General features: G+C 61.3%; 20 protein-coding genes. 10 read left to right on the forward strand and 10 right to left on the reverse strand.

Translation table 11 applies throughout. The features are described 5' to 3' along the window. Positions 1-523: 523 nt before the first annotated feature. A complete protein-coding gene (rmf, locus tag AB4N80_RS25225) occupies positions 524-739 on the forward strand; it encodes a ribosome modulation factor (RefSeq protein ID WP_003223300.1) in 216 nt (71 codons plus the stop codon). 288 nt (positions 740-1,027) lie between these two features. On the opposite strand, the gene AB4N80_RS25230 is transcribed toward rmf, so the two are convergent. Further along, the gene (locus AB4N80_RS25230) at positions 1,028-2,047 is read right to left on the reverse strand and encodes a quinone-dependent dihydroorotate dehydrogenase (protein WP_122567894.1); all 1,020 of its coding nucleotides are present in this window, start codon (positions 2,045-2,047) and stop codon (positions 1,028-1,030) included. Between the two features lie 232 nt (positions 2,048-2,279). Between AB4N80_RS25230 and AB4N80_RS25235 the strand changes: the two genes are divergently transcribed. From AB4N80_RS25235 to cobA, 8 genes are all read left to right on the forward strand, one after another. Next, positions 2,280-3,491, forward strand: coding sequence for a CmpA/NrtA family ABC transporter substrate-binding protein (locus AB4N80_RS25235; protein WP_122567893.1), 1,212 nt, complete (start codon positions 2,280-2,282; stop codon positions 3,489-3,491). Between the two features lie 14 nt (positions 3,492-3,505). Continuing rightward, complete coding sequence (locus AB4N80_RS25240) at positions 3,506-4,081, forward strand: ANTAR domain-containing response regulator (protein ID WP_003199539.1); 576 nt, start codon at positions 3,506-3,508, stop codon at positions 4,079-4,081. Positions 4,082-4,532: 451 nt separating this feature from the next. Further along, a complete protein-coding gene (locus tag AB4N80_RS25245) occupies positions 4,533-5,744 on the forward strand; it encodes a nitrate/nitrite transporter (protein ID WP_025212688.1) in 1,212 nt (403 codons plus the stop codon). A gap of 9 nt (positions 5,745-5,753) precedes the next feature. Further along, positions 5,754-7,424: a bifunctional protein-serine/threonine kinase/phosphatase gene (locus AB4N80_RS25250; protein ID WP_122567892.1), complete on the forward strand. Its 1,671-nt coding sequence runs from the start codon at positions 5,754-5,756 to the stop codon at positions 7,422-7,424. Between the two features lie 448 nt (positions 7,425-7,872). Further along, on the forward strand, positions 7,873-10,326 hold the full coding sequence (gene nirB, locus AB4N80_RS25255; protein WP_122567891.1) for a nitrite reductase large subunit NirB: 2,454 nt from the start codon (positions 7,873-7,875) through the stop codon (positions 10,324-10,326). Beyond that, positions 10,323-10,640: a nitrite reductase small subunit NirD gene (gene nirD, locus AB4N80_RS25260; protein ID WP_018605256.1), complete on the forward strand. Its 318-nt coding sequence runs from the start codon at positions 10,323-10,325 to the stop codon at positions 10,638-10,640. Before nirB ends, nirD begins: the two co-directional genes overlap by 4 nt. Next, entirely contained in the window at positions 10,640-13,357 is a 2,718-nt protein-coding gene (locus tag AB4N80_RS25265) for a nitrate reductase (RefSeq protein WP_460079419.1), read from the forward strand. The genes nirD and AB4N80_RS25265 overlap by 1 nt, the downstream gene beginning before the upstream one ends. Positions 13,358-13,367: 10 nt before the next feature. Then, positions 13,368-14,123, forward strand: coding sequence for a uroporphyrinogen-III C-methyltransferase (gene cobA, locus AB4N80_RS25270; protein WP_305491965.1), 756 nt, complete (start codon positions 13,368-13,370; stop codon positions 14,121-14,123). A 223-nt stretch (positions 14,124-14,346) separates the two neighbouring features. Here cobA and AB4N80_RS25275 read toward each other — a convergent pair whose 3' ends face one another. The 8 genes from AB4N80_RS25275 to ppsA form a co-directional block, all read right to left on the reverse strand. Then, positions 14,347-15,381 carry an OmpA family protein gene (locus AB4N80_RS25275; RefSeq protein ID WP_122567888.1) on the reverse strand — a complete coding sequence of 345 codons (1,035 nt, stop codon included), beginning with the start codon at positions 15,379-15,381 and terminating at the stop codon, positions 14,347-14,349. A 107-nt stretch (positions 15,382-15,488) separates the two neighbouring features. After that, positions 15,489-16,079 (reverse strand): RNA polymerase sigma factor SigX, encoded by a 591-nt coding sequence (sigX, locus tag AB4N80_RS25280; RefSeq protein WP_003183614.1) that lies wholly within the window; start codon positions 16,077-16,079, stop codon positions 15,489-15,491. 91 nt (positions 16,080-16,170) lie between these two features. Then, positions 16,171-16,995 (reverse strand): mechanosensitive ion channel family protein, encoded by an 825-nt coding sequence (locus AB4N80_RS25285; protein WP_003199523.1) that lies wholly within the window; start codon positions 16,993-16,995, stop codon positions 16,171-16,173. A gap of 2 nt (positions 16,996-16,997) precedes the next feature. After that, positions 16,998-17,243, reverse strand: coding sequence for a CrfX protein (locus AB4N80_RS25290; protein ID WP_122567887.1), 246 nt, complete (start codon positions 17,241-17,243; stop codon positions 16,998-17,000). A 63-nt stretch (positions 17,244-17,306) separates the two neighbouring features. After that, positions 17,307-18,302: a zinc transporter ZntB gene (locus AB4N80_RS25295; RefSeq protein ID WP_122567886.1), complete on the reverse strand. Its 996-nt coding sequence runs from the start codon at positions 18,300-18,302 to the stop codon at positions 17,307-17,309. A 25-nt stretch (positions 18,303-18,327) separates the two neighbouring features. After that, entirely contained in the window at positions 18,328-18,819 is a 492-nt protein-coding gene (gene rraA, locus AB4N80_RS25300; RefSeq protein ID WP_122567885.1) for a ribonuclease E activity regulator RraA, read from the reverse strand. A gap of 126 nt (positions 18,820-18,945) precedes the next feature. Beyond that, positions 18,946-19,935, reverse strand: coding sequence for an alpha/beta fold hydrolase (locus tag AB4N80_RS25305; protein WP_122567884.1), 990 nt, complete (start codon positions 19,933-19,935; stop codon positions 18,946-18,948). A gap of 158 nt (positions 19,936-20,093) precedes the next feature. Next, positions 20,094-22,469 (reverse strand): phosphoenolpyruvate synthase, encoded by a 2,376-nt coding sequence (gene ppsA, locus AB4N80_RS25310; protein WP_122567883.1) that lies wholly within the window; start codon positions 22,467-22,469, stop codon positions 20,094-20,096. Positions 22,470-22,653: 184 nt separating this feature from the next. Here ppsA and ppsR point away from each other — a divergent pair, with 184 nt between their 5' ends. Continuing rightward, positions 22,654-23,472: a posphoenolpyruvate synthetase regulatory kinase/phosphorylase PpsR gene (gene ppsR / locus AB4N80_RS25315; RefSeq protein ID WP_003199510.1), complete on the forward strand. Its 819-nt coding sequence runs from the start codon at positions 22,654-22,656 to the stop codon at positions 23,470-23,472. Between the two features lie 148 nt (positions 23,473-23,620). Here the strand turns inward: ppsR and AB4N80_RS25320 are convergent, their stop codons facing one another. After that, complete coding sequence (locus AB4N80_RS25320; RefSeq protein WP_354336725.1) at positions 23,621-24,466, reverse strand: type 1 glutamine amidotransferase domain-containing protein; 846 nt, start codon at positions 24,464-24,466, stop codon at positions 23,621-23,623. Positions 24,467-24,547: the final 81 nt, after the last annotated feature.

A 24,547-nucleotide genomic window follows, 5' to 3' on the forward strand; every position in this document is an offset into this window, starting at 1 on the left:
CAGAGCCTTTGGCTAAGTGGGCCGGGCAACGCATTGCCGGGCCGGGTTCAGTCAGGTGCTTTTCTCAAGAGCACCCGCGTGGCACGAATGTGTGCCGTGCCGCCCTCGCCGCTCAGGTTAAAAGAGCTTTGATGCGAAGGCAGGTAAAAAATTCTGTGCGACAAATTGTGAAAACTCGACCCTTTCGTCGAATAGTACCTGAGTGCAACAGGGGGACATTCTCATTCAAGGAAAGGCCGTCCCCTTTGGCGCAGGGCCGATCATACAGGGGTCTTGCTCAAAAGCGGTCAATGAACATGAAGTTACTTATCGCCCTAACATCTTTATTGTTACGTGCTTATGACAAAACGATCATTCCATCCCTGTGACGCTTTGGTTAGAACTCAACACAGGTTGACGTCGCAACGGCGTCAACACCTCGGCTCGTCACGCCGGCAACGAGCCACCAACGGCAGAATGATTCTGCCCCGGCCTCGATAGAGGTCGACGCTAAGTAACAGTCAACAAGTGAGGGCAACACCCTATGAGAAGACTTAAGCGTGATCCGTTGGAAAGAGCATTTTTACGTGGTTACCAATATGGCGTTGGTGGTAAATCCCGTGAGCTTTGCCCCTTTACTCTACCGTCGGTACGTCAAGCCTGGATCAATGGCTGGCGAGAAGGACGCGGCGACAACTGGGACGGTATGACCGGCACTGCGGGTATCCATAGACTCAACGAACTTCACGCCGTCGGCTGACACAGGGCTTAATACTCAAGAACTCGACAATTTGAAACCCATATCGATTTAACCACGCACGTCCCATCCGGGCGGCGGGCTACGGCCCAGGGGGCTCCTTCGAGGAGCCCTTTTTAATGCCTGGGTTATTAACTTGAGTTGCAACATGTTGTGGCGAGGCCCTGTGGGAGCAAGGCTTGCCCGCGATGAAGACAACGCGGTCTGTCTGGAACCGAGGCGACCTTATCGCGAGCAAGCTTTGCTCCCACAGAAAACCTGCTCGCCACAATAGAGCCGAGCACTCCTGAATCAACCCAACGCCGCAATCGCATCCACCGACTCACGAATCAACGCCGGCCCCTTGTAGATGAAGCCCGAGTAAACCTGCACCAGGCTCGCCCCGGCGGTGATCTTCTCGGCGGCATGCCTGCCTTCGGTAATCCCGCCCGCCGCGATGATCGGCAAGCGCCCCGCCAACTCAGCGGCCAGCACCTTCACGGTGTGGGTGCTCTTGTCACGCACGGGCGCGCCAGACAAACCGCCCGCCTCGTCACCGTGCTCCAGCCCTTCGACGCCTTCGCGCCCCAGGGTCGTGTTGGTGGCGATCACCGCGTCCATGCCCGTCTCGATCAGGGCCTGGGCCACCTGGCTGGTCTCTTCGTCGGTCATGTCCGGGGCGATCTTGATCGCCAGTGGCACATGCCGACCATGGGTCAAAGCCAGTTCCGCACGACGCCGGGCCAGGTCGGCCAGCAGTTGCTTGAGGGAATCACCGAATTGCAGGCTGCGCAGCCCCGGGGTGTTGGGAGAGCTGACGTTGACGGTCACGTAGCTGGCGTGGGCGTAGACCTTGTCCAGGCAGATCAGGTAGTCGTCGACGGCGCGCTCCACCGGCGTGTCGAAGTTCTTGCCGATGTTGATGCCGAGCACGCCCTTGTATTTGGCCGCGGCCACGCGGGCCAGCAGGTTGTCGACGCCCAGGTTGTTGAAGCCCATGCGATTGATGATCGCCTCGGCTTGCGGCAGGCGGAAGAGCCGTGGCTTGGGGTTGCCCGGCTGCGGGCGCGGAGTGACGGTGCCGATTTCCACGAAACCGAAACCCAACTGGGCGAAGCCGTCGATGGCCGCGCCATTCTTGTCCAGGCCCGCCGCCAACCCGACCGGGTTGGGAAACTCCAGGCCCATGACCGTCACCGGCAATTTCACCGGCGCCTTGCACAGCAAACCGTTGAGGCCGAGGCGTCCGCCCGCGCCGATCAAGTCCAGGGACAGGTCGTGGGAAGTTTCCGGGGAGAGTTTGAACAGCAGTTCACGGGCCAGGGTGTACATGGGCGGCTTTGACTCGGGCGACGAAATGAGGCGGCGATTATAGCCGGGCAACGGCGGCTCAAGCGAGGCGCCCGCACAAAACGATAGCGCTGGCATATGCCTTGCACCCTTTTGGTCATCAGCGCCCATGCCAGCGACGGAATGAGTGCCACACTGTTTTAAGGGACAACGGCGTCGTCGTCCGGTCTCCTGAGCCCGGACACGGCGCTTTTTTATGCGGAAGGTGATACCGATGAATGAAGTTCCAGCCAACCCCCTGGCCTGGGTCAATGGCAGCGATGCCCCGGAAAAGAGCGCGGTCAACCTCGGTTTCATGGCCTTGAGCGACTGCGCCCCGGTGGTCGTGGCCGCCACCCAGGGCTTCGCCCAGCCCTACGGCCTGACCCTGAACCTCAAGCGCCAGGCGTCCTGGGCCAACCTGCGGGACAAGCTGGTCAGCGGTGAAATCGATGCCGCCCACAGCCTGTATGGCCTGGTCTACGCCGTGCACTTGGGCATTGGCGGGGTCGCACCGACCGACATGGCGGTGCTGATGGGGCTGAACCAGAACGGCCAGAGCATCAACCTGTCCCATGGCCTGCAGGCCCAAGGCGTGACCAGTCCTGAAGCACTGGAACGGCACGTGCACCAAACTCGCCCGAAACTGACCTTCGCCCAGACCTTCCCCACCGGCACCCACGCCATGTGGCTCTATTACTGGCTTGCAGCCCAGGGCATCCACCCCTTGTCGGACGTCGACAGCGTGGTGGTACCGCCGCCGCAAATGATCGCGCACCTGCAAGCCGGGCGCATCGATGGGTTTTGCGTCGGCGAGCCTTGGTGCGCCAGCGCGGTGAAGCAAAACCTCGGTTTTACCTTGGCGACTACCCAGACCATCTGGCCCGACCACCCGGAAAAAGTCCTGGGCTGCACCCGGGCGTTCGTCGAGCAATACCCCAATACCGCCCGGGCCTTGGTGATGGCGATCCTCGAAGCCAGCCGCTTCATCGAACAAAGCAGCGAAAACCGTCGCAGCACCGCGCAACTATTGAGTGCACCGGAATACCTCGATGCCCCACTGGACTGCATCGAGCCGCGCCTGCTGGGGATCTATGCCGACGGCTTGGGCAACAGCTGGCAGGATCCCCACGCGATGCGCTTTCATGGCGGCGGCGAAGTGAACCTGCCGTACCTGTCCGACGGCATGTGGTTCATGACCCAGTTCCGTCGCTGGGGCCTGCTGCGTGAAGACCCGGATTACCTGGCCGTGGCCAGGGACGTCCAGCAGCTCAAGCTGTACCGTGAAGCCTGCGCTGCACTCGACATCGCGTCTCCGGACCAGGACATGCGCAGCAGCCAACTGATCGACGGCACCACCTGGGACGGCTCGGACCCGGCCGGGTACGCCCGCAGCTTCAAACTGCACGCCTTGAGCGATGCGGCTCCCCTTCTCGCCAGCCGCTGACAGGAGCCACGACCATGCTGCGTATCCTGCTGATCAACGACACCGCGAAAAAAGTCGGCCGCCTCAAGGCTGCCCTGATTGAGGCCGGCTTCGAAGTGATCGACGAATCCGGCCTGACCATCGACCTGCCGGCGCGCGTCGAAACGGTGCGTCCGGACGTGATCCTGATCGATACCGAGTCACCCGGACGCGATGTGATGGAACAAGTGGTGCTGGTCAGCCGCGACCAGCCACGACCGATCGTCATGTTTACCGACGAGCACGACCCCAATGTGATGCGCCAGGCGATCAAGTCGGGCGTCAGTGCCTACATCGTCGAAGGCATCCACGCTGCGCGCCTGCAACCGATCCTCGACGTGGCCATGGCCCGCTTCGAAAGCGACCAGGCCCTGCGTGCCCAACTCCTGGCCCGGGACCAGCAACTGGCCGAACGCAAGCGCATCGAACTGGCCAAGGGCATGCTGATGAAGATGAAGGAGTGCAACGAAGAACAGGCCTATACCCTGATGCGCCGCCAGGCCATGAGCCGCCAGCAGAAGCTGATCCAGGTGGCGGAGCAGATCATTGCCATGAACGAGTTGCTCGGCTGACAGCCTTGTAGCGCCTGGCCTGACGCCATCGCGAGCAAGCTCGCTCCCACAGGTCCTGTAGCCACTGGAGTTCCAATGTGGGAGCGAGCTTGCTCGCGAAAGCGGCTTTCCATTCAACATCGATGTCGACTGACCGGACGCCTTCGCGAGCAAGCCCGCTCCCACAGGTATTGTGCCCACTGAAGATCCATTGTGGGAGCGAGCTTGCTCGCGATAGCCCTCACGCCAATCCCTCCTGTTGGCACAGATCTCGCTTAAGCAACCCCACAGGTAACCAACGGCGGTTGCCCCACCTACGACAAAGACGTCGCACACCCACCTTGCCTCTCTGGCAATCCGGGTTGCGGCGTTTTTTTGTTTTGGCTCTTCGGAGCCGGTGGTGCGACCACAGACGGCGCACTGCTTCTGAGCACTGACTCATTTCTCGAGACTTTTACAGCTGAGGTGCGCGATGAATTCAAGCTTCTGGAAATCCGGCCACACCCCGACACTGTTCGCGGCCTTCCTCTATTTCGACCTGAGTTTCATGGTCTGGTACCTGCTCGGTCCACTGGCGGTGCAGATCTCCGCCGACCTGCACCTGACCACCCAGCAACGCGGCCTGATGGTCGCGACGCCGATCCTGGCCGGTGCCGTACTGCGTCTGTTCATGGGCTTGCTGGCCGATCGCATCTCGCCGAAAACCGCCGGCATGGTCGGCCAGGTGATTGTGATCGGTGCGTTGTTTTGCGCCTGGAAACTGGGCATCCACAGCTACGAACAAGCCCTGCTGCTCGGCCTGTTCCTGGGCGTGGCCGGCGCTTCGTTCGCCGTGGCCCTGCCGCTGGCTTCCCAGTGGTATCCGCCACAACACCAGGGCAAGGCCATGGGCATCGCTGGCGCCGGTAACTCGGGCACCGTGCTCGCGGCGTTGATCGCTCCGGTCATGGCCGTAGCCTTCGGCTGGACCAACGTGTTCGGCTTCGCGCTGATCCCGCTGGTGTTGACCCTGGTCCTCTTCGCCTGGCTGGCCAAGAACGCTCCCGAACGGCCGAAAGCCAAATCCATGGCCGACTACCTCAAGGCCCTGGGCGACCGTGACAGCTGGTGGTTCATGTTCTTCTACAGCGTGACCTTCGGCGGTTTCATCGGCCTGGCCAGCGCCCTGCCCGGCTACTTCAACGACCAATACGGCCTGAGCCCCGTCACCGCCGGCTACTACACCGCTGCCTGCGTCTTCGGTGGCAGTCTGATGCGTCCCTTGGGTGGCGCCCTGGCGGACCGTTTCGGTGGCATCCGCACCTTGCTCGGCATGTACACCGTTGCTGCAGTCTGCATCGCCGCGGTGGGCTTCAACCTGCCGAGTTCCTATGCGGCCCTGGCCCTGTTCGTTTGCACCATGCTCGGTTTGGGTGCGGGCAACGGCGCGGTGTTCCAACTGGTGCCACAACGCTTCCGTCGCGAAATCGGCGTGATGACCGGGCTGATCGGCATGGCCGGCGGCATCGGCGGCTTCGCCCTGGCGGCGGGCATGGGCGCGATCAAACAAAGCACCGGCAGCTATCAACTGGCCCTGTGGTTGTTCGCCAGCCTCGGTGTCCTGGCCTGGTTCGGCCTGCACGGTGTCAAGCGTCGCTGGAGAACCACTTGGGGTTCGGCAGCCGTCACCGCTGCTCGGGTATAACCTGCAACCATGAGCCTGCAATTGAGCTTCGCCGAAGCCAGTGCCATCGGCCCGCGGGAGGAAAACCAGGACGCCCTGCGCCTGGTCACCCCCGCCCCGGCCCTGGCCGCCAGCAAGGGTTACCTGTTCGCCATCGCCGACGGCGTGAGCCAATGCGCCGATGGTGGGCTGGCCGCCCGTTCGACCTTGCAGGCCCTGGCCCTGGACTACTATTCCACGCCGCAAACCTGGGGCGTGGCCCAGGCGCTGGACCGCTTGTTACTGGCGCAGAATCGCTGGCTGCAGGCCAACGGTGGCGGGCAACCGCTGCTCACCACCGTCAGCGCCCTGGTCCTGCGAGGCCGGCGCTTCACCCTGGCCCACGTGGGTGATTGCCGGGTCTATCGCTGGCACGCCGATCACTTGCAACGGGTCAGCGAAGATCACGTCTGGGAACAGCAAGGCATGCAGCATGTGCTCAAGCGGGCCCTGGGACTGGATCAACACCTGATTCTCGACTTTCTCGACGGTGAACTGCGCACCGACGAAACGTTCGTGTTGCTCAGCGATGGCGTCTGGGCCGTCCTGGGGGACACGGCCATCGCCGGCATCCTTCGCGACCAACCGGACCTGGACCTCGCGGCCCAGACGCTGGTCAACGCCGCGCACCTGGCCGGCAGCCAGGACAATGCCAGCGCGTTGTTGGTGCGGGTCGATGCCCTGGGCGAAGCCAGCATCGGCGATGCCTTGATCCAACTGCAGCAATGGCCCCTGCCCCCCATGCTGAAACCGGGCCAGGTGTTCGAGGGCTGGCAGGTCGAAGGCCTGCTTGGCCAGAGCCAGCAATCGTTGCTCTACCGGGTACATGACGGCCAGGGCCAACCCTGGTTGCTGAAAACCTTGCCCGTGCAGCTACGGGACGACAGCCGGGCTGGACAGGCCTTGCTCTCGGAGGAATGGTTTCTCAAGCGCGTCGCCGGGCGGCAGTTTCCCGAGGTCCATGGCGTTCCCCAGCGTCAGCATTTGTACTATGTGATGCGCGAGTATCCGGGCGCGACCCTGGCCGAGCTGTTCAACCAGGCCGGGCCATTGCCCCTGGCCCAATGGCAGGACCTGGCGCAACGGCTGATGCGGGCGGTGGGCCTGTTGCATCGAAGGCAGATCTACCACCGCGACATCAAGCCGGAAAACCTGCACCTGGGTGACGACGGGGAGTTGCGCTTGCTGGATTTCGGCCTGGCCTACTGCCCGGGCCTGTCCGAGGACCAGGCCAACGTCTTGCCCGGTACGCCCAGCTACATTGCCCCGGAAGCCTTCGGCGGCACCGCACCCACGGCGCAACAGGATTTGTATGCCGTCGGCGTGACCTTGTATTTCCTGCTGACCGGGCACTATCCCTACGGCGAAATCGAAGCCTTCCAGCGCCCGCGCTTTGGCGTGCCGGTCAGTGCCAACCGCTATCGGCCGGACCTGGCTGAATGGCTTGGGCAAAGCCTGGAACGCGCCATCGCGGCGGACCCGGGCCAGCGCTTTGAAACCGCCGAGGAATGGCTGTTGCTGCTGGAACAGGGCGAGCGCCGCAGCTTGAGCGTAAGGCCCAGGCCGTTGCTGGAAAGGGAGCCGCTGAAGGTCTGGCGGACGTTGGCACTGGTGTCGTTGGTGGTGAATGTTGTGTTGTTGTTTCTGATGTTTCACAGCTGAAATCCGGTCGTCCCCATCGCGAGCAAGCTTTGCTCCCACAAGGGACCTGCTGTCACAGGGCATTTGCTGCCACAAGGGATCTGCTGTGGGAGCAAAGCTTGCTCGCGATGGCGGCCTGCCTGCCACTAAAAAGCTATCGGCCCCACGCTCCATTACCGGGCAACACGCTTTGATTCGGTGCAATAAACCCCACCCCAATCCGCTCAATCAGCTCGCTGCTCAATAAATCCGCACCTTAGAGCCAGTTGGCACAACCACTGCATAACCTCTCTCACCATACATAAAGCAACGCCTCCAACGATGAAGGCGGTGCTTCCCGAGAGAACGGGACCAGGACAAAGGCGTCCTCGCTAGCTTGCTAGCGGGACGCCTTTTTTTGTTTTCGTAAAAATTGCCGAGCCAGTCCGATCGCCGTGATGAAACGGACATGAGCTTGCGGAGAACCCTGATGAAAAAACTCAAACTGGTGATGATCGGCAACGGCATGGCCGGGGTTCGAACCCTCGAGGAACTGCTCAAGCTGAGCAACGAGCTGTACGACATCACGGTGTTCGGCGCCGAGCCCCACACCAACTACAACCGCATCCTGCTCTCGCCGGTGCTGGCCGGTGAGCAGACGTTCGAAGAGATCGTGCTCAACGACCTGAGCTGGTACCTGGACAACAACATCAAGCTGCTGCTCAACCGCAAAGTGGTGGAGATCGACCGGATCAAGCGCCGGGTCATCGCCGAAGACGGTAGCGAAGCCGAATACGACCGCCTGCTCATCGCCACCGGCTCCACGCCCTTCATCCTGCCGATCCCCGGCAATACCCTGGACGGCGTGATCGGCTACCGCGACATCGCCGACACCCAGGCGATGATCGACACCGCCAAGACCCACAAGCACGCCGTAGTCATCGGCGGCGGCCTGCTCGGCTTGGAGGCCGCCAATGGCCTGAAGCTGCGGGGCATGGACGTGACCGTGGTGCACCTGGGCGAATGGCTGCTGGAGCGGCAACTGGACAAGACCAGCGGCCAACTGCTGCAGACCGCCCTGGAAAACCGTGGCCTGAAATTCCGCCTCAGCGAACAGACCCAGGCCTTGCACGATGCCGGCAATGGCCGGGTCGGGTCGGTCCAGTTCAAGAACGGCGACATCATCCCCGCCGACCTGGTGGTGATGGCCGCCGGCATCCGCCCCAACACCGAACTGGCGGAAAAATCCGGCATCCCGTGCAACCGCGGGATCCTGGTCAACGACACCATGCAAACCTACGACCCACGCATCTACGCCATCGGTGAATGCGCCAGCCACCGCGGCACCGCCTACGGCCTGGTGGCACCGCTGTTCGAACAAGCCAAAGTCTGCGCCAACCACCTCGCGCAACTGGGCTTCGCCACTTACAAGGGTTCGGTCACGTCGACCAAGTTGAAAGTCACCGGCATCGACCTGTTCTCCGCCGGCGACTTCATGGGCGGCGAAGGCACCGAGACCATCACCCTGTCCGACCCCATCGGCGGCGTCTACAAAAAACTGGTGATCAAGGATGACGTGCTGGTCGGTGCCTGTCTGTACGGCGATACCGCGGACGGCGGCTGGTATTTCCGCCAGATCCGTGAGAACCACGGCATCAGCGAGATCCGCGATCACCTGATGTTCGGTGAGAATGCACTCGGCGACGTAGGCCACCAGGGCCAGGACAAAGCCATGAGCATGGCCGACAGCGCCGAAGTCTGCGGCTGCAATGGCGTGTGCAAGGGCACCATCGTCAAGGCGATCCAGGAACACGGGCTGTTCAGCGTCGATGACGTGAAAAAACACACCAAGGCCGCCAGTTCCTGCGGTTCCTGCGCCGGCCTGGTGGAACAGATCCTGATCAACACCGTCGGCGGTGCGGCGGACGTCAAGCCGAAAAGCGAAAAAGCCATCTGCGGTTGCAGCGACCTCAACCACGGCCAGATCCGCCAGGCGATCCGCGACCAGCACCTGCTGACCATCGCCGGGACCATGAGCTACCTGAACTGGCGCACCCCGAACGGCTGCGCCACCTGCCGTCCGGCATTGAACTACTACCTGATTTCCACCTGGCCCGGCGAAGCCCACGACGACCCGCAGTCACGCCTGATCAACGAACGCGCCCACGCCAACATCCAGAAAGACGGCACCTACTCCGTGGTTCCGCGGATGTGGGGCGGCGTGACCAACCCATCGGAACTGCGGCGCATCGCCGACGTGGCCGACAAATACAACGTGCCCATGGTCAAGGTCACCGGGGGCCAGCGCATCGATTTGCTGGGGATCAAAAAGCAGGACCTGCCCGGCGTGTGGAAAGACCTCGACATGCCTTCCGGCCACGCCTATGGCAAGTCCATTCGCACCGTGAAGACCTGCGTGGGCAGCGAGTTCTGCCGCTTCGGCACGCAGAACTCCACCCAACTGGGCATCGAGCTGGAACACGACCTGTTCAACATGTGGTCGCCCCACAAGGTCAAGCTGGCCGTCTCCGGTTGCCCACGCAACTGTTCGGAAGCCGGGATCAAGGACGTCGGCATTATCGGCGTCGATTCCGGCTGGGAGATGTACATCGGTGGCAACGGCGGGATCAAGACCGAGGTCGCCGAGTTTTTCGTCAAGCTCAAGACCGCCGAAGAGGTGCGTGAATACAACGGCGCCTTCCTGCAGCTCTACCGTGAGGAAGCCTTCTACCTCGAACGCACCGTGCATTACATGCAGCGGGTTGGCATGGAGCACATCAAGAAAGCCGTGCTGGAAGACCCCGAACGACGCAAGGCCCTCCACGAACGCCTGAAGTTTTCCCTGTCGCTGGAACAGGACCCTTGGAAGCAACGCCTGGAACAGCCTCAGTTGAAGAAAGAGTTCGAGGCCATCCCCGTGAAGAACCTGGAGGTGCCGGCATGAACTGGTTGGATATCTGCGCACTGGAAGAGATCAACATCCTCGGTTCGCGCATCATCAATGGCCCCAAAGGCGATATCGCGATATTCCGCACCAGCGACGATGAAGTGTTCGCACTGGATGACCGTTGCCCGCACAAGGGCGGCCCGTTGTCCCAAGGGTTGGTCTACGGCAAGCGCGTGGCCTGCCCGCTGCACAACTGGCAGATCGACCTGGAAAGCGGCCAGGCCCAGGCCCCCGACGTGGGCTGCGCCCATCATCATTCGGCCCGGGTCGAGAACGGCCGGGTGCAACTAGCCCTGCGGGATGCAAGCTGATGAACCGCCAGATCACTGCCTCCACCTGCTGTTATTGCGGGGTCGGTTGCGGCGTCTTGATCGAGCATGATGGCGAGCGCATCCTCGGCGTCAGCGGCGATCCCGCCCATCCGGCCAACTTTGGCAAACTGTGCAGCAAGGGCTCGACACTGCACCTGACCGGCGACCTCGCCGCCCGCGCCCTGTACCCTGAACTGCGCCTGGGCAAAGGCCTGGCCCGCGCCCGCACCGACTGGGACAGCGCCCTGGATCACGCCGCCAGCGTCTTCGCCGAGACCATCGCCGAGCACGGCCCCGACAGCGTGGCGTTCTACATCTCCGGCCAACTGCTGACCGAGGATTACTACGCCTTCAACAAACTCGCCCGGGCATTGGTGGGCACCAACAACATCGACAGCAATTCCCGGCTGTGCATGTCCTCCGCCGTGGTGGGCTACAAACGCAGCCTCGGCGCCGACGCCCCACCCTGCAGCTACGAAGACCTGGAACTGAGCGACTGCGTGATGATCGTCGGCAGTAACATGGCCTACGCCCATCCCATCCTCTTTCGCCGCCTCGAAGAGGCCAAATCCCGCCGATCACAGATGAAAATCATCGTCATCGACCCCCGTCGTACCGACACCTGCGACCTGGCGGACCTGCACTTGGCGATCCTGCCCGGCACCGATGTCGCTTTGTTCCATGGGATTTTGCACCTGCTGCTGTGGGAAGACTGGGTCGACCGCGACTTCATCAAGGCCCATACCGAAGGCTTCGCAGACCTGAAGAACCTGGTGCGCGACTACACCCCGGCCATGGTCGCCCAGTTGTGCGGCATCAGCGTCGAACAACTGCACCAGTGCGCCGAATGGGTCGGCACGTCGCCAAGCTTCCTGTCGTTGTGGTGCATGGGTTTGAACCAGTCCACCGCCGGCAGCGCGAAAAACAGCGCCCTGATCAACTTGCACCTGGCCACGGGACAAATCGGTCGACCGGGTGCAGGCCCCTTCTCTCTGACCGGCCAACCCAATGCCATGGGTGGACGGGAAACCGGCAGCCTGTCGAACCTGCTGCCGGGCCATCGCGAAGCCGCCAACCCGGAGCATCGCGCCGATGTCGCCCGCTATTGGGGTGTCGAGCAATTGCCCGCCACCACCGGTTTGAGCGCCATCGAGCTGTTCGAACAGGTGCGCAGTGGCAAGATCAAGGCCTTGTGGATCGCCTGCACCAACCCGGCCCAGTCGATGCCGGACCAGACAGCGGTACGTGAGGCGCTGCAAGCTTGCCCGTTCGTGGTGTTGCAGGAAGCCTTCCGGACCACCGAGACCGCCGCCTTTGCCGACTTGCTGCTGCCGGCAGCCAGCTGGGGCGAGAAAGAAGGCTCGGTGACCAACTCCGAACGGCGGATTTCCCACGTCCGTCGGGCCGTCGGCGCACCGGGTGAAGCACGTCCGGACTGGGCAATCACAGTGGATTTCGCACAGCGCCTGGAGAAACGTCTGCGCCCGGGCCAAACCAGCCGGTTCGCCTTTGACACCCCGGCCCAACTGTTCGATGAATACAAACAACTGACCCGAGGCCGCGACCTGGACTTGTCCGGCATCAGCCATGCCCTGATCGATCAACTCGGCCCCCAGCAATGGCCCTTCCCCGAAGGCGCCACGGTCGGAACGGCGCGCCTGTACGTGGACGGGATTTTCCCGACCGACAACGGCCGGGCGCGTTTCGTGGCCGATCCCTATCGCGCCGCCCAGGAACTGCGTGACGCCCGCTACCCATTGACCCTCAACACTGGCCGCCTGAGGGACCAGTGGCACGGCATGAGCCGTACCGGCACCGCCGCGCAGCTGTTTGGTCATGTGAACGAAGCCGTGCTCAGCCTGCACCCCGACGAAATGCAGCGCCATCGCCTGCAAGCGGGCGACCTGGTCAACCTCAAGAGCCGTCGCGGCAGCGTGATCGTGGCCGTGGACAGCGACGACAGCGTGCGCCCGGGCCAGGCGTTCCTGCCCATGCACTGGGGTGATCGGTTCCTCAAGGGCGGCGTGAACACCCTGACTCAACCGGCCTTCGACCCCTTGTCGAAACAACCGGAACTCAAGCACAGCGGCGTGCGCCTGGAACCGGTGAACCTGCCTTGGCAGTTGTTCGCCTTGATCGAAGGCGATGTTCAACAACATCTGGAGGCGCTGCGCCCCCTGTGCGAGGGGTTTTCCTACGTCAGCCTGAGCCTGACCGGCCGTGAGCGTCCCGCATTGCTGATTCGCGCTGCCAGCGCCGTCGCGCCAGAACCGCAACTGCTCAAGGCCATCGACGAGCAATTGGGCCTGATCGACGGGCCGGTACTGGCCTATGACGACCCGCGTCGCGCCATCGGTAAACGGGTGCGCATCGAAAACGGCCGCATCACCGCCATCCGCCTGGCCGGCGAAACCCTGGCCCGGCACTGGCTGCAGAACCTGTGGCTGGAAGGCCGTGCCGATGAACAACTGCGGCGCTGGCTGCTGGCGCCTTTGAGCGCGCCGCCGGGCAATGTCGGCGCTACAACGGGTGGCAGCAAAACGCTGTGCAACTGCATGAACGTGAGCCAGCGTGCGATCTGCGCAGGCATCGAGCGTGGCTTGGACTTGCAGGGGCTCAAGCAAGAATTGGGCTGTGGCACGCAATGTGGTTCTTGCGTACCGGAAATCAAACGTCTGCTGGTTGCCACGGCGCAACCGCTGGCGGCTATCTCGTGAGGAAAACACTATGAACGCAAAAGTCTGGCTGGTGGGTGCAGGTCCCGGTGACCCTGAATTGCTGACCCTCAAAGCCGTGCGCGCCTTGGGCGAGGCCGACGTGGTGTTGATCGATGACCTGGTGAATACCGCGGTGCTGGAACACTGCCCCGACGCGCGCATCATTGCCGTGGGCAAGCGCGGCGGCTGCCGCTCCACACCGCAGGCTTTCATTCATCGGCTGATGCTGCGTTATGCCCGCCAGGGCAAATGCGTGGTGCGCCTCAAGGGTGGCGACCCGTGCATCTTCGGCCGCGGCGGTGAAGAGGCGCAGTGGCTGCGCGAGCATGGCGTCGAGGTGGAACTGGTCAACGGCATCACCGCAGGCCTCGCGGGGGCGACTCAGTGCGATATTCCACTGACCTTGCGCGGAATTGCCCGGGGCGTGACCCTGGTCACGGCCCACACTCAAGACGGCAGCAGCCTGAACTGGCAAGCCCTGGCGCAAAGCGGGACCACCTTGGTGGTGTACATGGGCGTGGCAAAACTGAGCGAGATCCGCGAGCAGTTGCTGGCTGGTGGCCTGGCGGCGAACACGCCCGTGGCCATGATCGAAAACGCCTCCCTGCCCCACCAGCGTGATTGCCGCAGCGACCTGGCCTCGATGGAAGCCGATGCCAGCACCTTTCAACTCAAGAGCCCGGCGATTCTGGTGATTGGCACGGTGGCCGGCGCTGCCGAATGTGCAGGGTCGCAGCCTTCGTGGGTTCAGGCTTCGGCGCTGTAACAACAACACCCAACCACCGAACCTGTGGGAGCAAAGCTTGCTCGCGATAGCGGTGTGTCAGCCCATATGAATGTTGCTGGCCCTACCCCATCGCGAGCAAGCTTTGCTCCCACAGGTTCGGTGTTTTAAGCAGCCACACTGTGGCGACACCAAGGCTCTTTCCATAAATCCCAGGCAAAGAAAAGCCCGGCCTAGGCCGGGCTTTTCCAAAGCTGTGGGCTAATTACTTAGCTTGGGCTTCAACCTGCGCTTCTACGCGACGGTTAACTGCACGACCAGCGTCAGTGGCGTTGTCGGCAACTGGGCGGGATTCGCCGTAGCCAACAGACTGAACGCGGGACGATTCAACACCGTACTGGTTGGTCAGAACTTGCTTAACGGCGTTTGCACGACGCTCAGACAGTTTCTGGTTGTAAGCGTCAGGACCGACGGAGTCAGTGTGACCTTCAACAGTAGTGGTGGTGGATGGGTACTGCTTCATGAAGTCAGCCAGGTTCTTGATGTCGCCGTAGCTGTTAGGCTTGACAGTCGACTTGTCGAAGTCGAACTTGACGTCCAGCTCAACACGAACGACTTCAGCAACAGCTGGGCAGCCATCAGCGTCAACAGTTACGTTGGCTGGGGTGTCAGGGCACTTGTCGACGTTGTCGCACACGCCATCGTTGTCGCTGTCGGAGCAGACTTCAGCCGGAGCTGGAACTGGAGCAGCAGCAGGCTTGGAGCCGCCACCGAAGTTCACACCGATACCGACGCTTGGTGCCCACTCGGTGTCGCCCTGGTCGATGTTGTACTGAGCTTCGACGCCAGCACGGGCGTAGAAGTTGTCAGTGAAATACAGCTTGGCGCCGCCACCAACGTTAGCGAAGGTAGAACGGTTACGACCGTTGCTGCCATTCTGGTCGATGCTCTGGTCCGAGAAACCGGCAGAGACGTAAGGACGCAGCATGTCGCCTGGGTTGTTGAAGTGGTACAGAGCGTCCAGAGCGGTGTTGGCGCCCTTGACGTTAGTGCCGTCTTCGGTACGTGCGTTGTGCACTTCGTCGTAGGCCAAACGCAGTTCAACGTCGTCGGTCAGGAAGTAACCAACCGAACCGCCGAACAGGTTGCCGTTGTTCTTGAAATCACGAGCGCTGTCGAACATTTCTTTCTTGGCGAAGCCTTCGATTTCAACTGCGCCTTGGCCTTGTGCCAGAGCGCCGAACGAAGTGGCAGCAATCAAAGAACCAATGGCAAAGCCCAAGGTGTTTTTCAGTTTCATCCGTTAAATCCCCATCTGGTGATTGTGAAGCAGTCCCGCAAACCGGGGGACAACTCGGCGGCAAGTCTATCAGAACTTGCCTACACGTAAGAGATATTTGCGCCGAACTAAGTTTCAGCAATGCCCGCAAATTTCTCACGCAATTTGTCAAGAGCGCGCTTGTAACGCATTTTTGTCGCGCTCAAACCCATATGCATTATGTCTGCGATCTCCTGGAATTCCAGCTCTGCGACAAATCGTAGCACCAGAATTTCCCGGTCGATCGGGTTTACATAGACCAACCAGCGATCGAGTCCACCCTTTTCCTCGGGCTTGGGCGCCTTGTCTTCCGACGCTTCCTCGAGAGGGTCCAGGCTCAATGCGTCCATCAAGCGACGCTTTCGCCGTTCCTTGCGATACTGCGTGATGCATTCGTTGTACGTGATGCTGTAGAGCCAGGTCTTGAACTTCGATTTCCCCTCGAAGTTCTTCAGGCCATACAGCACCTTCAACATCACCTCCTGACAGACATCGTCAGCATCACGATCGTTCCCTAGATAACGCGCACAAACGTTAAATAAAGTTCTCTGGTAGCGACGCATCAACTCTTCATAGGCGCGTGTTACGTGAAACAGCTCCGTATGCGCGCGCGCGACCAACTCCTCATCGGAGAGATCACGGGGGTCGTAGCGCGTGGATAGCGATTGGGGTTTGTTCAAAACAAGTCGGGCCGACAGTCTAGGTCAATGTGCGCCACAGCCTGTGGTAGCAGGCATTTCGCGGCGGCATACATTAGCAGGGTTTGCCGGGTTAGCGGCTACTCACATGCTGTTCCAGCAGGATCCGATTGGAAAGCGACACCAGCTCGCCCTCCTCGGTCAGCAATGTGGTTTTCACCGTGCCGATCTCTTCGATCTGGCCTTCGACCTCGCCAACACGCACTTGTTGCCCAACCTCATACAATTCACGCACATAGATTCCCGCAAGAATCTGACCGGCGATTTCCCGGCTTCCCAATCCCATTGCCAGCGCAACCGCCAGACCAACGGTAATCAATACGATCACGATCACGTGGTTGAGCAGGTCAGTCTTGACCTCCAACTGGCTGATCGCCACCGAAATACTGATGATAATCACCAGGCCCTGGGCGATACGCCCCACGCCAGCGGCGTAGTCCAGCCCGACGCCTTCGGCCGCACCGCGCACCAGCCCATTGGCCAGTTGCGCCAGCAGGACACCGACCAGCAACACCAGCGCGGCACCAAAAACCTTCGGCAAATACAATGCGAGCATATCGAGCGTAGCCGAAACTCGCTCAAGGCCAAGGGATTCTGCTGCGGAAACCAGGAAAATCAGCAAGACGAACCAGTACACGATCTTGCCGACCAGGGTCGAGATCGGTACCTGGATGCCGCCACGGGACAGCAGCTTGGTCAGGCCAGTGCCGCCCATCAGGCGATCGAGGCCCAGCTTGGCGAGCAGCTTGGACAGCAGCGTGTCCAGCAACTTGGCCACGACAAAACCCAACAACAGCACCACCAGCGCGCCGAAGAGGTTCGGGATGAAGTTAGCTACCTTGGTCCACAACGCAGTCATTGCCGTGACGAGGCTCTGGGTCCAGAGATCAAGTTCCATATTCAATCAGCCTTATCAGCGGTGCGAGCAACAGGTTTACGGCGGGAAACCGGCGAGACATGGGCCGATCCATTATTCAGGGCGATCATCAGCGCGGGCAACCAACGGCCCAGCAGGCTGAACAGATCGCCCGCACCGACCTGGCGGTTGGCGGTTTTCAGTACACGCCCCAAGCACGCGTCGTCGTCCCGGCTGGACGGCGAAGCCTTGAGCATGTCGCGCAAAGACTGTTCAAACGGATCGTGCATACGCACCTCTCGTGATGTCTGTGGAAGACGCGATCACATTTGGTCGGGTCACATGAAACCCCATCACACCCAGCGCAAGCGGCGAAACAACCACCACTGCCCCAGCGCCACGCAGATCATCAGCAGGCACGCGACCATGAAACCGTAGGGACTTTCGGAGAACGGAATGCCGCCGACGTTGATACCCAAAAGACCGGTGAGAAAACTCATCGGCAGGAAAATCCCGGTGACGATGCCGAAGCGGTACATGGTGCGGTTCATGCGCACCGAAAGTCGCCGGTCTTCAGCCTCCAGCACAAGCCCCACGCGCTCTCGGGTCAATTCAAGCTCTTCGAGATAACGGGTCAGGCTGTTGTTCAATTCGTTCCAATAGTCGCCGTCTTCCTCCAGGAACCATGGCAACTTGATCCGCGACATCTGGCCGAAAATATCCCGTTGTGGTGCCAGGAAACGCTTCAGTCCGGCGGCCCTTCGACGGATGTGCAAAATGGCGTCATGCTCGGGTGCATACCGTTCGTCGGCGTCGAGTTTTTCTTCCTCGCCATCGACGATTTCCGAGAGGCAAGTGACCAGGTCCTGCACCTTGTCGGTGAGGTATTGCGCCATATAAAGGATGAGCTCAGAGGCGTTTTCAGGCCCCTTGCCTTCAGCCAGTTGCGCCAACAATTCATCGGTAGCGCGCAACGGCCGCAGGCGCAGGGAGATCACCCGCTGGGCGGACGCGAAGATCCGTACCGAGACCATGTCTTCAGGTTCGGCGCCCGGGTTGAGGTTGATCCCCCGCAGGAACAGCAGCATCTCGGCATTGGGCAACGGCAACAACCGCGGCCGCGTGTTCTCTTCGAGCAGCAGGTCGCAGTTGAATTCGCTCAAGCCGCTGGATTTGCGCAGCCAGGTGTGGGTTTGCGGATGACTGCGATCCCAGTGCAGCCACAGGCTTTCGTGGGCCTGCAACTGCAAATCGTCGAGTTCGGTCCGGGCTATGGAACGCGCGCCGCCTTTACCATCCAGCACCAGGGCATGCACCAGCCCCCATTGCGCGTTTTCTTCCTCGAACATCCTCATCCCTTATGGCAGTGGTGCTTCATTCAGGCATTTTCAGCGGGCTTGGCGAAACGATCACGCCGTTGTTGTCGGCATAGACATACTCACCCGGGCGGAACGTCACGCCGGCAAAGGTCACCGCTACATTGAGCTCGCCGACGCCGAGCCGGTTGGTTTTCATCGGATGGCTGGCCAGGGCCTGGACCCCGAGGTCGGTCTGGGCGATGACATCGACGTCACGGATGCAACCGTAGATCACCAGCCCTTCCCAGCCATTTTTCGCGGCTTTTTCCGCCAGCATGTCCCCCAGCAGTGCCCGACGCAGGGAACCGCCGCCGTCGACCACCAGCACCTTGCCGTTGCCTTTGAGTTCAACCTGCTCCTTGACCCGCGAGTTGTCCTCGAAGCACTTGATGGTCACGATTTCGCCACCGAAGGAGTCGCGGCCACCGAAATTGCTGAACATCGGTTCCAACACCTGCACCAGTTCCGGGTAGGCGTCGCACAGGTCGGGCGTGAGGTAATGGTTCATCGAACAACTCCTGAAAGGCTGGAACGTCAGACTGAATGAGCAACCGTTTGTGACTGGAACCGCTAGACGCGTCATATCTTAGCCGCAAGCCGACCAGAGCGAAATGCCCTTGTCAGAGCCTTCGCTTCAAACCGCCTCGGCCAGCTGGGGCTGTTCGCCCAGCAAGGGTGCCTGCTGATCCTCGAGCCAACGGGCCACCAACGGCCAGACCTCAAGGTGAGCGGCTTTGCTGACCAGCATCTCGACGTGACCGAAATCGTCACTGAAGCCCTGTCCCCGGCCCAGGCAGACAAACTGCTTGTGCGCGGAACCGATCTGATCGAAGAGTTTGCGGCACGCCCAGGTCGGGTCCTGGTGATCGCCGGCTGCACTCACCGCCAGCACCGGCAGCTGGACATCGGCCAACCCGGCCCACCAGTTTTTCTCGGCATCGCCGAAACGCCCGAACAGGCCGTACCAGCGCATGCTTTCCAGGGCCAGGCCGATGGGTTCGTCCTCGGGGCCGCGCTTGAGCCTTGAACCGGACAATTGGGCAAAACGCTTGAGAATGAAGCGACCGCTCCATTCCACCGGCGGGATCTTCAGCGGCCAGTAGGTGCGGCTGACCTGGGTGCCGAAAAACGCCGCCGACGCCACCGCGGGCTCACCCAGGTAGTGGCCGCCCAAAGCTGCCGCCAGGGTAATGCCACCCAGCGAATGACCGATCCAGTGGGGCACTTGCCCGCTCTGCTCACGCACGAAGGCGCCAATGGCCGGCAAGTCGTAACGGGCATAGTCGGCCACACGATTGTTGCGATAGCCCTGGTTGCGCTGGGACAAGCCGTGGCCGCGCATCTCGGGAATCCACACATCGAACCCCAGGCGTGCCAGGTACGCCCCCAGGCCCAGGCCCTTGGGCGAGTACCAGAAGCGCCGGTTGGAAAAACTGCCATGCAACAGAATCACCGGGACGCCACGGGTTTCACCGGCGTCGGCCATGCCCAATCGGGTGACAGCCAGTTCGACACTGGCGTCCGGGCTGTTGCCGGGTTTCAAGCGATAGACATCTTCGCTCAGATCACCGCGCCGCTCGGCGCTGATCAAGGCGACAGGAAAGAGGTTGCTGCTGCTTTGCATAATCTTCTTGCACAAAAAAAGACGACTGTGGGAGCGAGCTTGCTCGCGATTGCGGTGGATCAGCAAAAACAATCTTGGCTGACATCCCGCTATCGCGAGCAAGCTCGCTCCCACAAAGGTTACCCGGCTTACATTACCGGCGAGGCCCCTTCACTCAATCAGACCGCAGCCTGACCCTCAGCCAGGAAGAACCAGGTTTCCAGCACGGAGTCCGGGTTCAACGAAACGCTTTCGATGCCCTGCTCCATCAGCCATTTGGCCAGGTCCGGGTGGTCCGAAGGGCCCTGGCCGCAGATGCCGATGTACTTGCCGGCCTTGTTGCAAGCGGCAATGGCGTTGGCCAGCAGCTTCTTGACCGCCGGGTTACGCTCGTCGAACAGGTGGGCGATGATCCCGGAGTCGCGGTCCAGGCCCAGGGTCAATTGGGTCAGGTCGTTGGAACCGATGGAGAAACCGTCGAAGAACTCAAGGAACTCTTCAGCCAGGATGGCGTTGGACGGCAGCTCGCACATCATGATCACGCGCAGGCCGTTGTCGCCACGGGCCAGACCGTTTTCCGCCAGCAGGTCGACGACCTGGCTCGCTTCGCCCAGGGTCCGCACGAACGGCACCATGATCTCGACGTTGGTCAGGCCCATCTCGTTGCGCACGCGCTTGAGGGCGCGGCATTCGAGCTCGAAACAGTCGCGGAACGATTCGCTGATGTAGCGCGAAGCACCACGGAAGCCCAGCATCGGGTTCTCTTCTTCCGGCTCGTAGAGCTTGCCGCCGATCAGGTTGGCGTATTCGTTGGACTTGAAGTCCGACAGCCGCACGATGACCTTTTTCGGCCAGAACGCCGCCGCCAGGGTGCTGATGCCTTCCACCAGTTTCTCGACGTAGAAGCCGACCGGGTCGTCGTAGCCGGCAATGCGCTTGTCGACGCTGTCCTTGATGTCCTGGGGCAGGCCGTCGTAGTTCAGCAGTGCCTTGGGGTGCACGCCGATCATGCGGTTGATGATGAATTCCAGGCGGGCCAGGCCCACGCCGGCGTTCGGCAACTGTGCGAAATCAAAGGCGCGGTCCGGGTTGCCGACGTTCATCATGATCTTGAACGGCAGGTCCGGCATGGCATCGACGGAGTTTTTCTTGATGTCGAAGCCCAGTTCCCCTTCGAAGATGTAACCGGTATCGCCTTCGGCGCAGGAAACGGTCACGCCCTGGCCGTCTTTCAACAGCTGGGTGGCGTTACCGCAACCCACCACAGCCGGAATACCCAGTTCACGGGCAATGATCGCCGCGTGGCAGGTACGCCCGCCGCGGTTGGTAACGATGGCGCTGGCGCGCTTCATCACCGGTTCCCAATCCGGGTCGGTCATGTCGGAGACCAGTACGTCGCCGGCCTGGACCTTGTCCATCTCCGAGACGTCCTTGATGATCCGCACCTTGCCCGCGCCGATGCGCTGGCCGATGGCACGGCCTTCCACCAGCACAGTGCCGGTTTCCTTGAGCAGGTAACGCTCCATGACGTTGGCCTGGGTACGGCTCTTCACGGTTTCCGGGCGGGCCTGCACGATGTAAAGCTTGCCGTCGTCACCGTCCTTGGCCCACTCGATGTCCATCGGGCACTTGTAGTGCTGCTCGATGATCATCGCCTGCTTGGCCAGCTCGCTGACTTCGGCGTCGCTCAGGCAGAAACGCGCGCGCTCGGCCTTGTCCACATCGACGGTTTTCACCGAACGACCGGCCTTGGCTTCGTCGCCGTAGATCATCTTGATGGCCTTGCTGCCCAGGTTGCGGCGCAGGATGGCCGGACGACCGGCTTGCAGCGTGCCTTTGTGAACGTAGAACTCATCCGGGTTCACCGCGCCTTGCACGACGGTTTCACCCAGGCCGTAGGCGCCGGTGATGAACACCACGTCACGGAAGCCCGACTCGGTGTCGAGGGTGAACATCACGCCGGCGGTGCCGGTTTCGGAGCGGACCATGCGCTGCACACCGGCGGACAGGGCGACCAATTTGTGGTCGAAGCCCTGGTGCACGCGGTAGGAAATGGCACGATCGTTGAAAAGGGAGGCGAAGACTTCCTTGGCTGCACGGATGACGTTTTCCACGCCACGGATGTTCAGGAAGGTTTCCTGCTGACCGGCAAAGGAGGCATCCGGCAGGTCTTCGGCGGTGGCCGAGGAGCGCACGGCGACGGCGATGTCGGGATTGCCTTCGGATAGCTTGGCGAAAGCGGTACGGATCTCGGCGTTCAGTTTCTCGGGGAACTCGGCTTCCATGATCCATTGGCGGATCTGGGCACCGGTCTTGGCCAGGGCGTTGACGTCATCGACGTCCAGGGCATCGAGCGCATCGTGGATCTGCTGGTTCAGGCCGCTCAGTTCCAGGAAATCACGATAAGCCTGGGCGGTCGTGGCGAAGCCACCTGGCACCGATACGCCGGCACCGGCGAGGTTGCTGATCATCTCGCCCAGGGATGCGTTCTTGCCCCCCACATGCTCCACATCATGGACGCCGAGCTTATCGAGGGAAACTACGTACTCTACCAAGGTGATCTCTCCACTAACTGTGTTGGAAAAGCTCAAGGCACCGGCGGCTCCAGGGGAGCGCTTGCCGGCGATATGGCCTGGACCTGGAAAATAAGTGAGAATGCAGGCCACTGGCGGCCGGCAAATCGCGCCTATCATATCCAAGAATCGTCACTAGCTCACTAGCTTAAGGCCCAAGGCGCAAATGAAACGATCTGCTTTCTTTATCTCCGACGGCACCGGCATCACGGCCGAAACGCTAGGCCAAAGCCTGTTGGCACAGTTCGAAAACATTACCTTCGCCAAATTCATACGTCCGTACATCGACAGCGTCGACAAGGCGCGGGCCATGGTACAGCAAATCAATAAAGCCGCCGAAACCGACGGTTTCCGCCCGATCATCTTCGATACCATCGTCAATCAGGACATCCGTGAGATTCTCGCAACGTCCAATGGTTTCATGATCGACATTTTTTCCACCTTCCTGGCGCCCCTGGAACAGGAGCTGAGCGAGCATTCCTCCTACTCGGTCGGCAAGTCCCATTCCATTGGCCACAACTCCAACTACATGGAGCGGATCGAGGCGGTCAATTTCGCGCTGGACAACGATGACGGCGCCCGCACGCATTATTACGACAAGGCCGACCTGATCCTAGTGGGCGTGTCGCGTTGTGGTAAGACACCGACGTGCCTGTACATGGCGATGCAATTCGGCATCCGCGCGGCCAACTATCCGCTGACCGAAGACGACATGGAGCGCCTGCAACTGCCCAGCGCCCTGCGCGCCCACCAGCACAAGCTGTTCGGCCTGACCATCGACCCGGACCGCCTCACCGCGATCCGCAACGAGCGCAAGCCCAACAGCCGTTATTCAAGCTACGCCCAGTGCGAGTTCGAAGTGCGTGAGGTGGAAAACCTGTTCCGGCGGGAGAACATTCCCCATATCAACTCCACGCATTTTTCCGTGGAAGAGATTTCGGCGAAGATCCTGGTGGAGAAAGGGGTGGAGCGGCGGTTCAAATAAAACCGCCACACCACTAAAACCTATGGGAGCGAGCTTGCTCGCGATTGCGGAGTGTCAGCCGGCATCAATGTTGCTGATCCGCCACTATCGCGAGCAAGCTCGCTCCCACAGGAGAATCTCCCACAGGGAAATCGGTGGTGTTCCTGGGTCAGCGCTTCAGACGCTTGACCAACGCCTGCCCCACCGCCAGCGCCGACGCCGGGTTCTGGCCCGTGATCAATTCCCGATCCGTCACCACATGGGACGTCCACGGCGAGGTGTTGCTGCTGTAGTGCCCTCCCGCCTGCTCCAACGCGGTTTGCGGATAGAACTTCATGCTCCCGCCGCCCAGCAGGCCCTTGGCCAGCTCTTCTTCCTGATTGCTGATCACCGTCATCTTGTACCCGGCATAGATCCAGTCGGCCTTGCCCGAGGCCTGGCCTTTGGCGGCCAACTGACCCACGAAACCCTCGGCATCAGGCAGCGTCGACAGCAGCGCGATTGGCCCGTGGCAAACCAGCGCGGTGGTCTTGCCCTTGTCATGGAAGTGCGTCAGCACCCGCCCCAACAGTGCGCTCGTCAGCAAATCCTGCATCGGCGCATGTCCGCCGGGGATGTACAGGGCGTCGAACTGTTCCAGGCCGATCTGCTCGACACGGGCCAGGCTGATCACCGGCGAGTCCTTGGCCGACGTGATGTTCAACTGCGCCAGCAACGCCTGATAGCGCTCCAGCTCCGCCGAGTCGTTATTGAAATACATCTTGTCCACCGAGGACCGGTCCAGCGTCGGCGCCTTGCCTTCGGGCGTCGCGAACGTCACCTGGTGACCGGCATCCAGCAACAGTTTCACCGGTTGCAGCAGTTCGTTGAGATAGAACCCGGTGGAGAAGACCTGGCCATTTTTCAGATCCAGATGATCGGAATCGGACAGGACCACCAGCACGTTATCGGCATGGGCCGCGACACTGATGCCTGCCAGAACGACAGATGTTGCCAAGGTCGTGAGCTTTTTCATGATGACTCCAGAACGCTTCGAGAAAAGATGCGCTCACTGTATTGATGCGCTTACCGGCGATAAACTTGTTCTCCGGAACAT

The organism is Pseudomonas sp. H3_A02 (assembly GCF_054671965.1).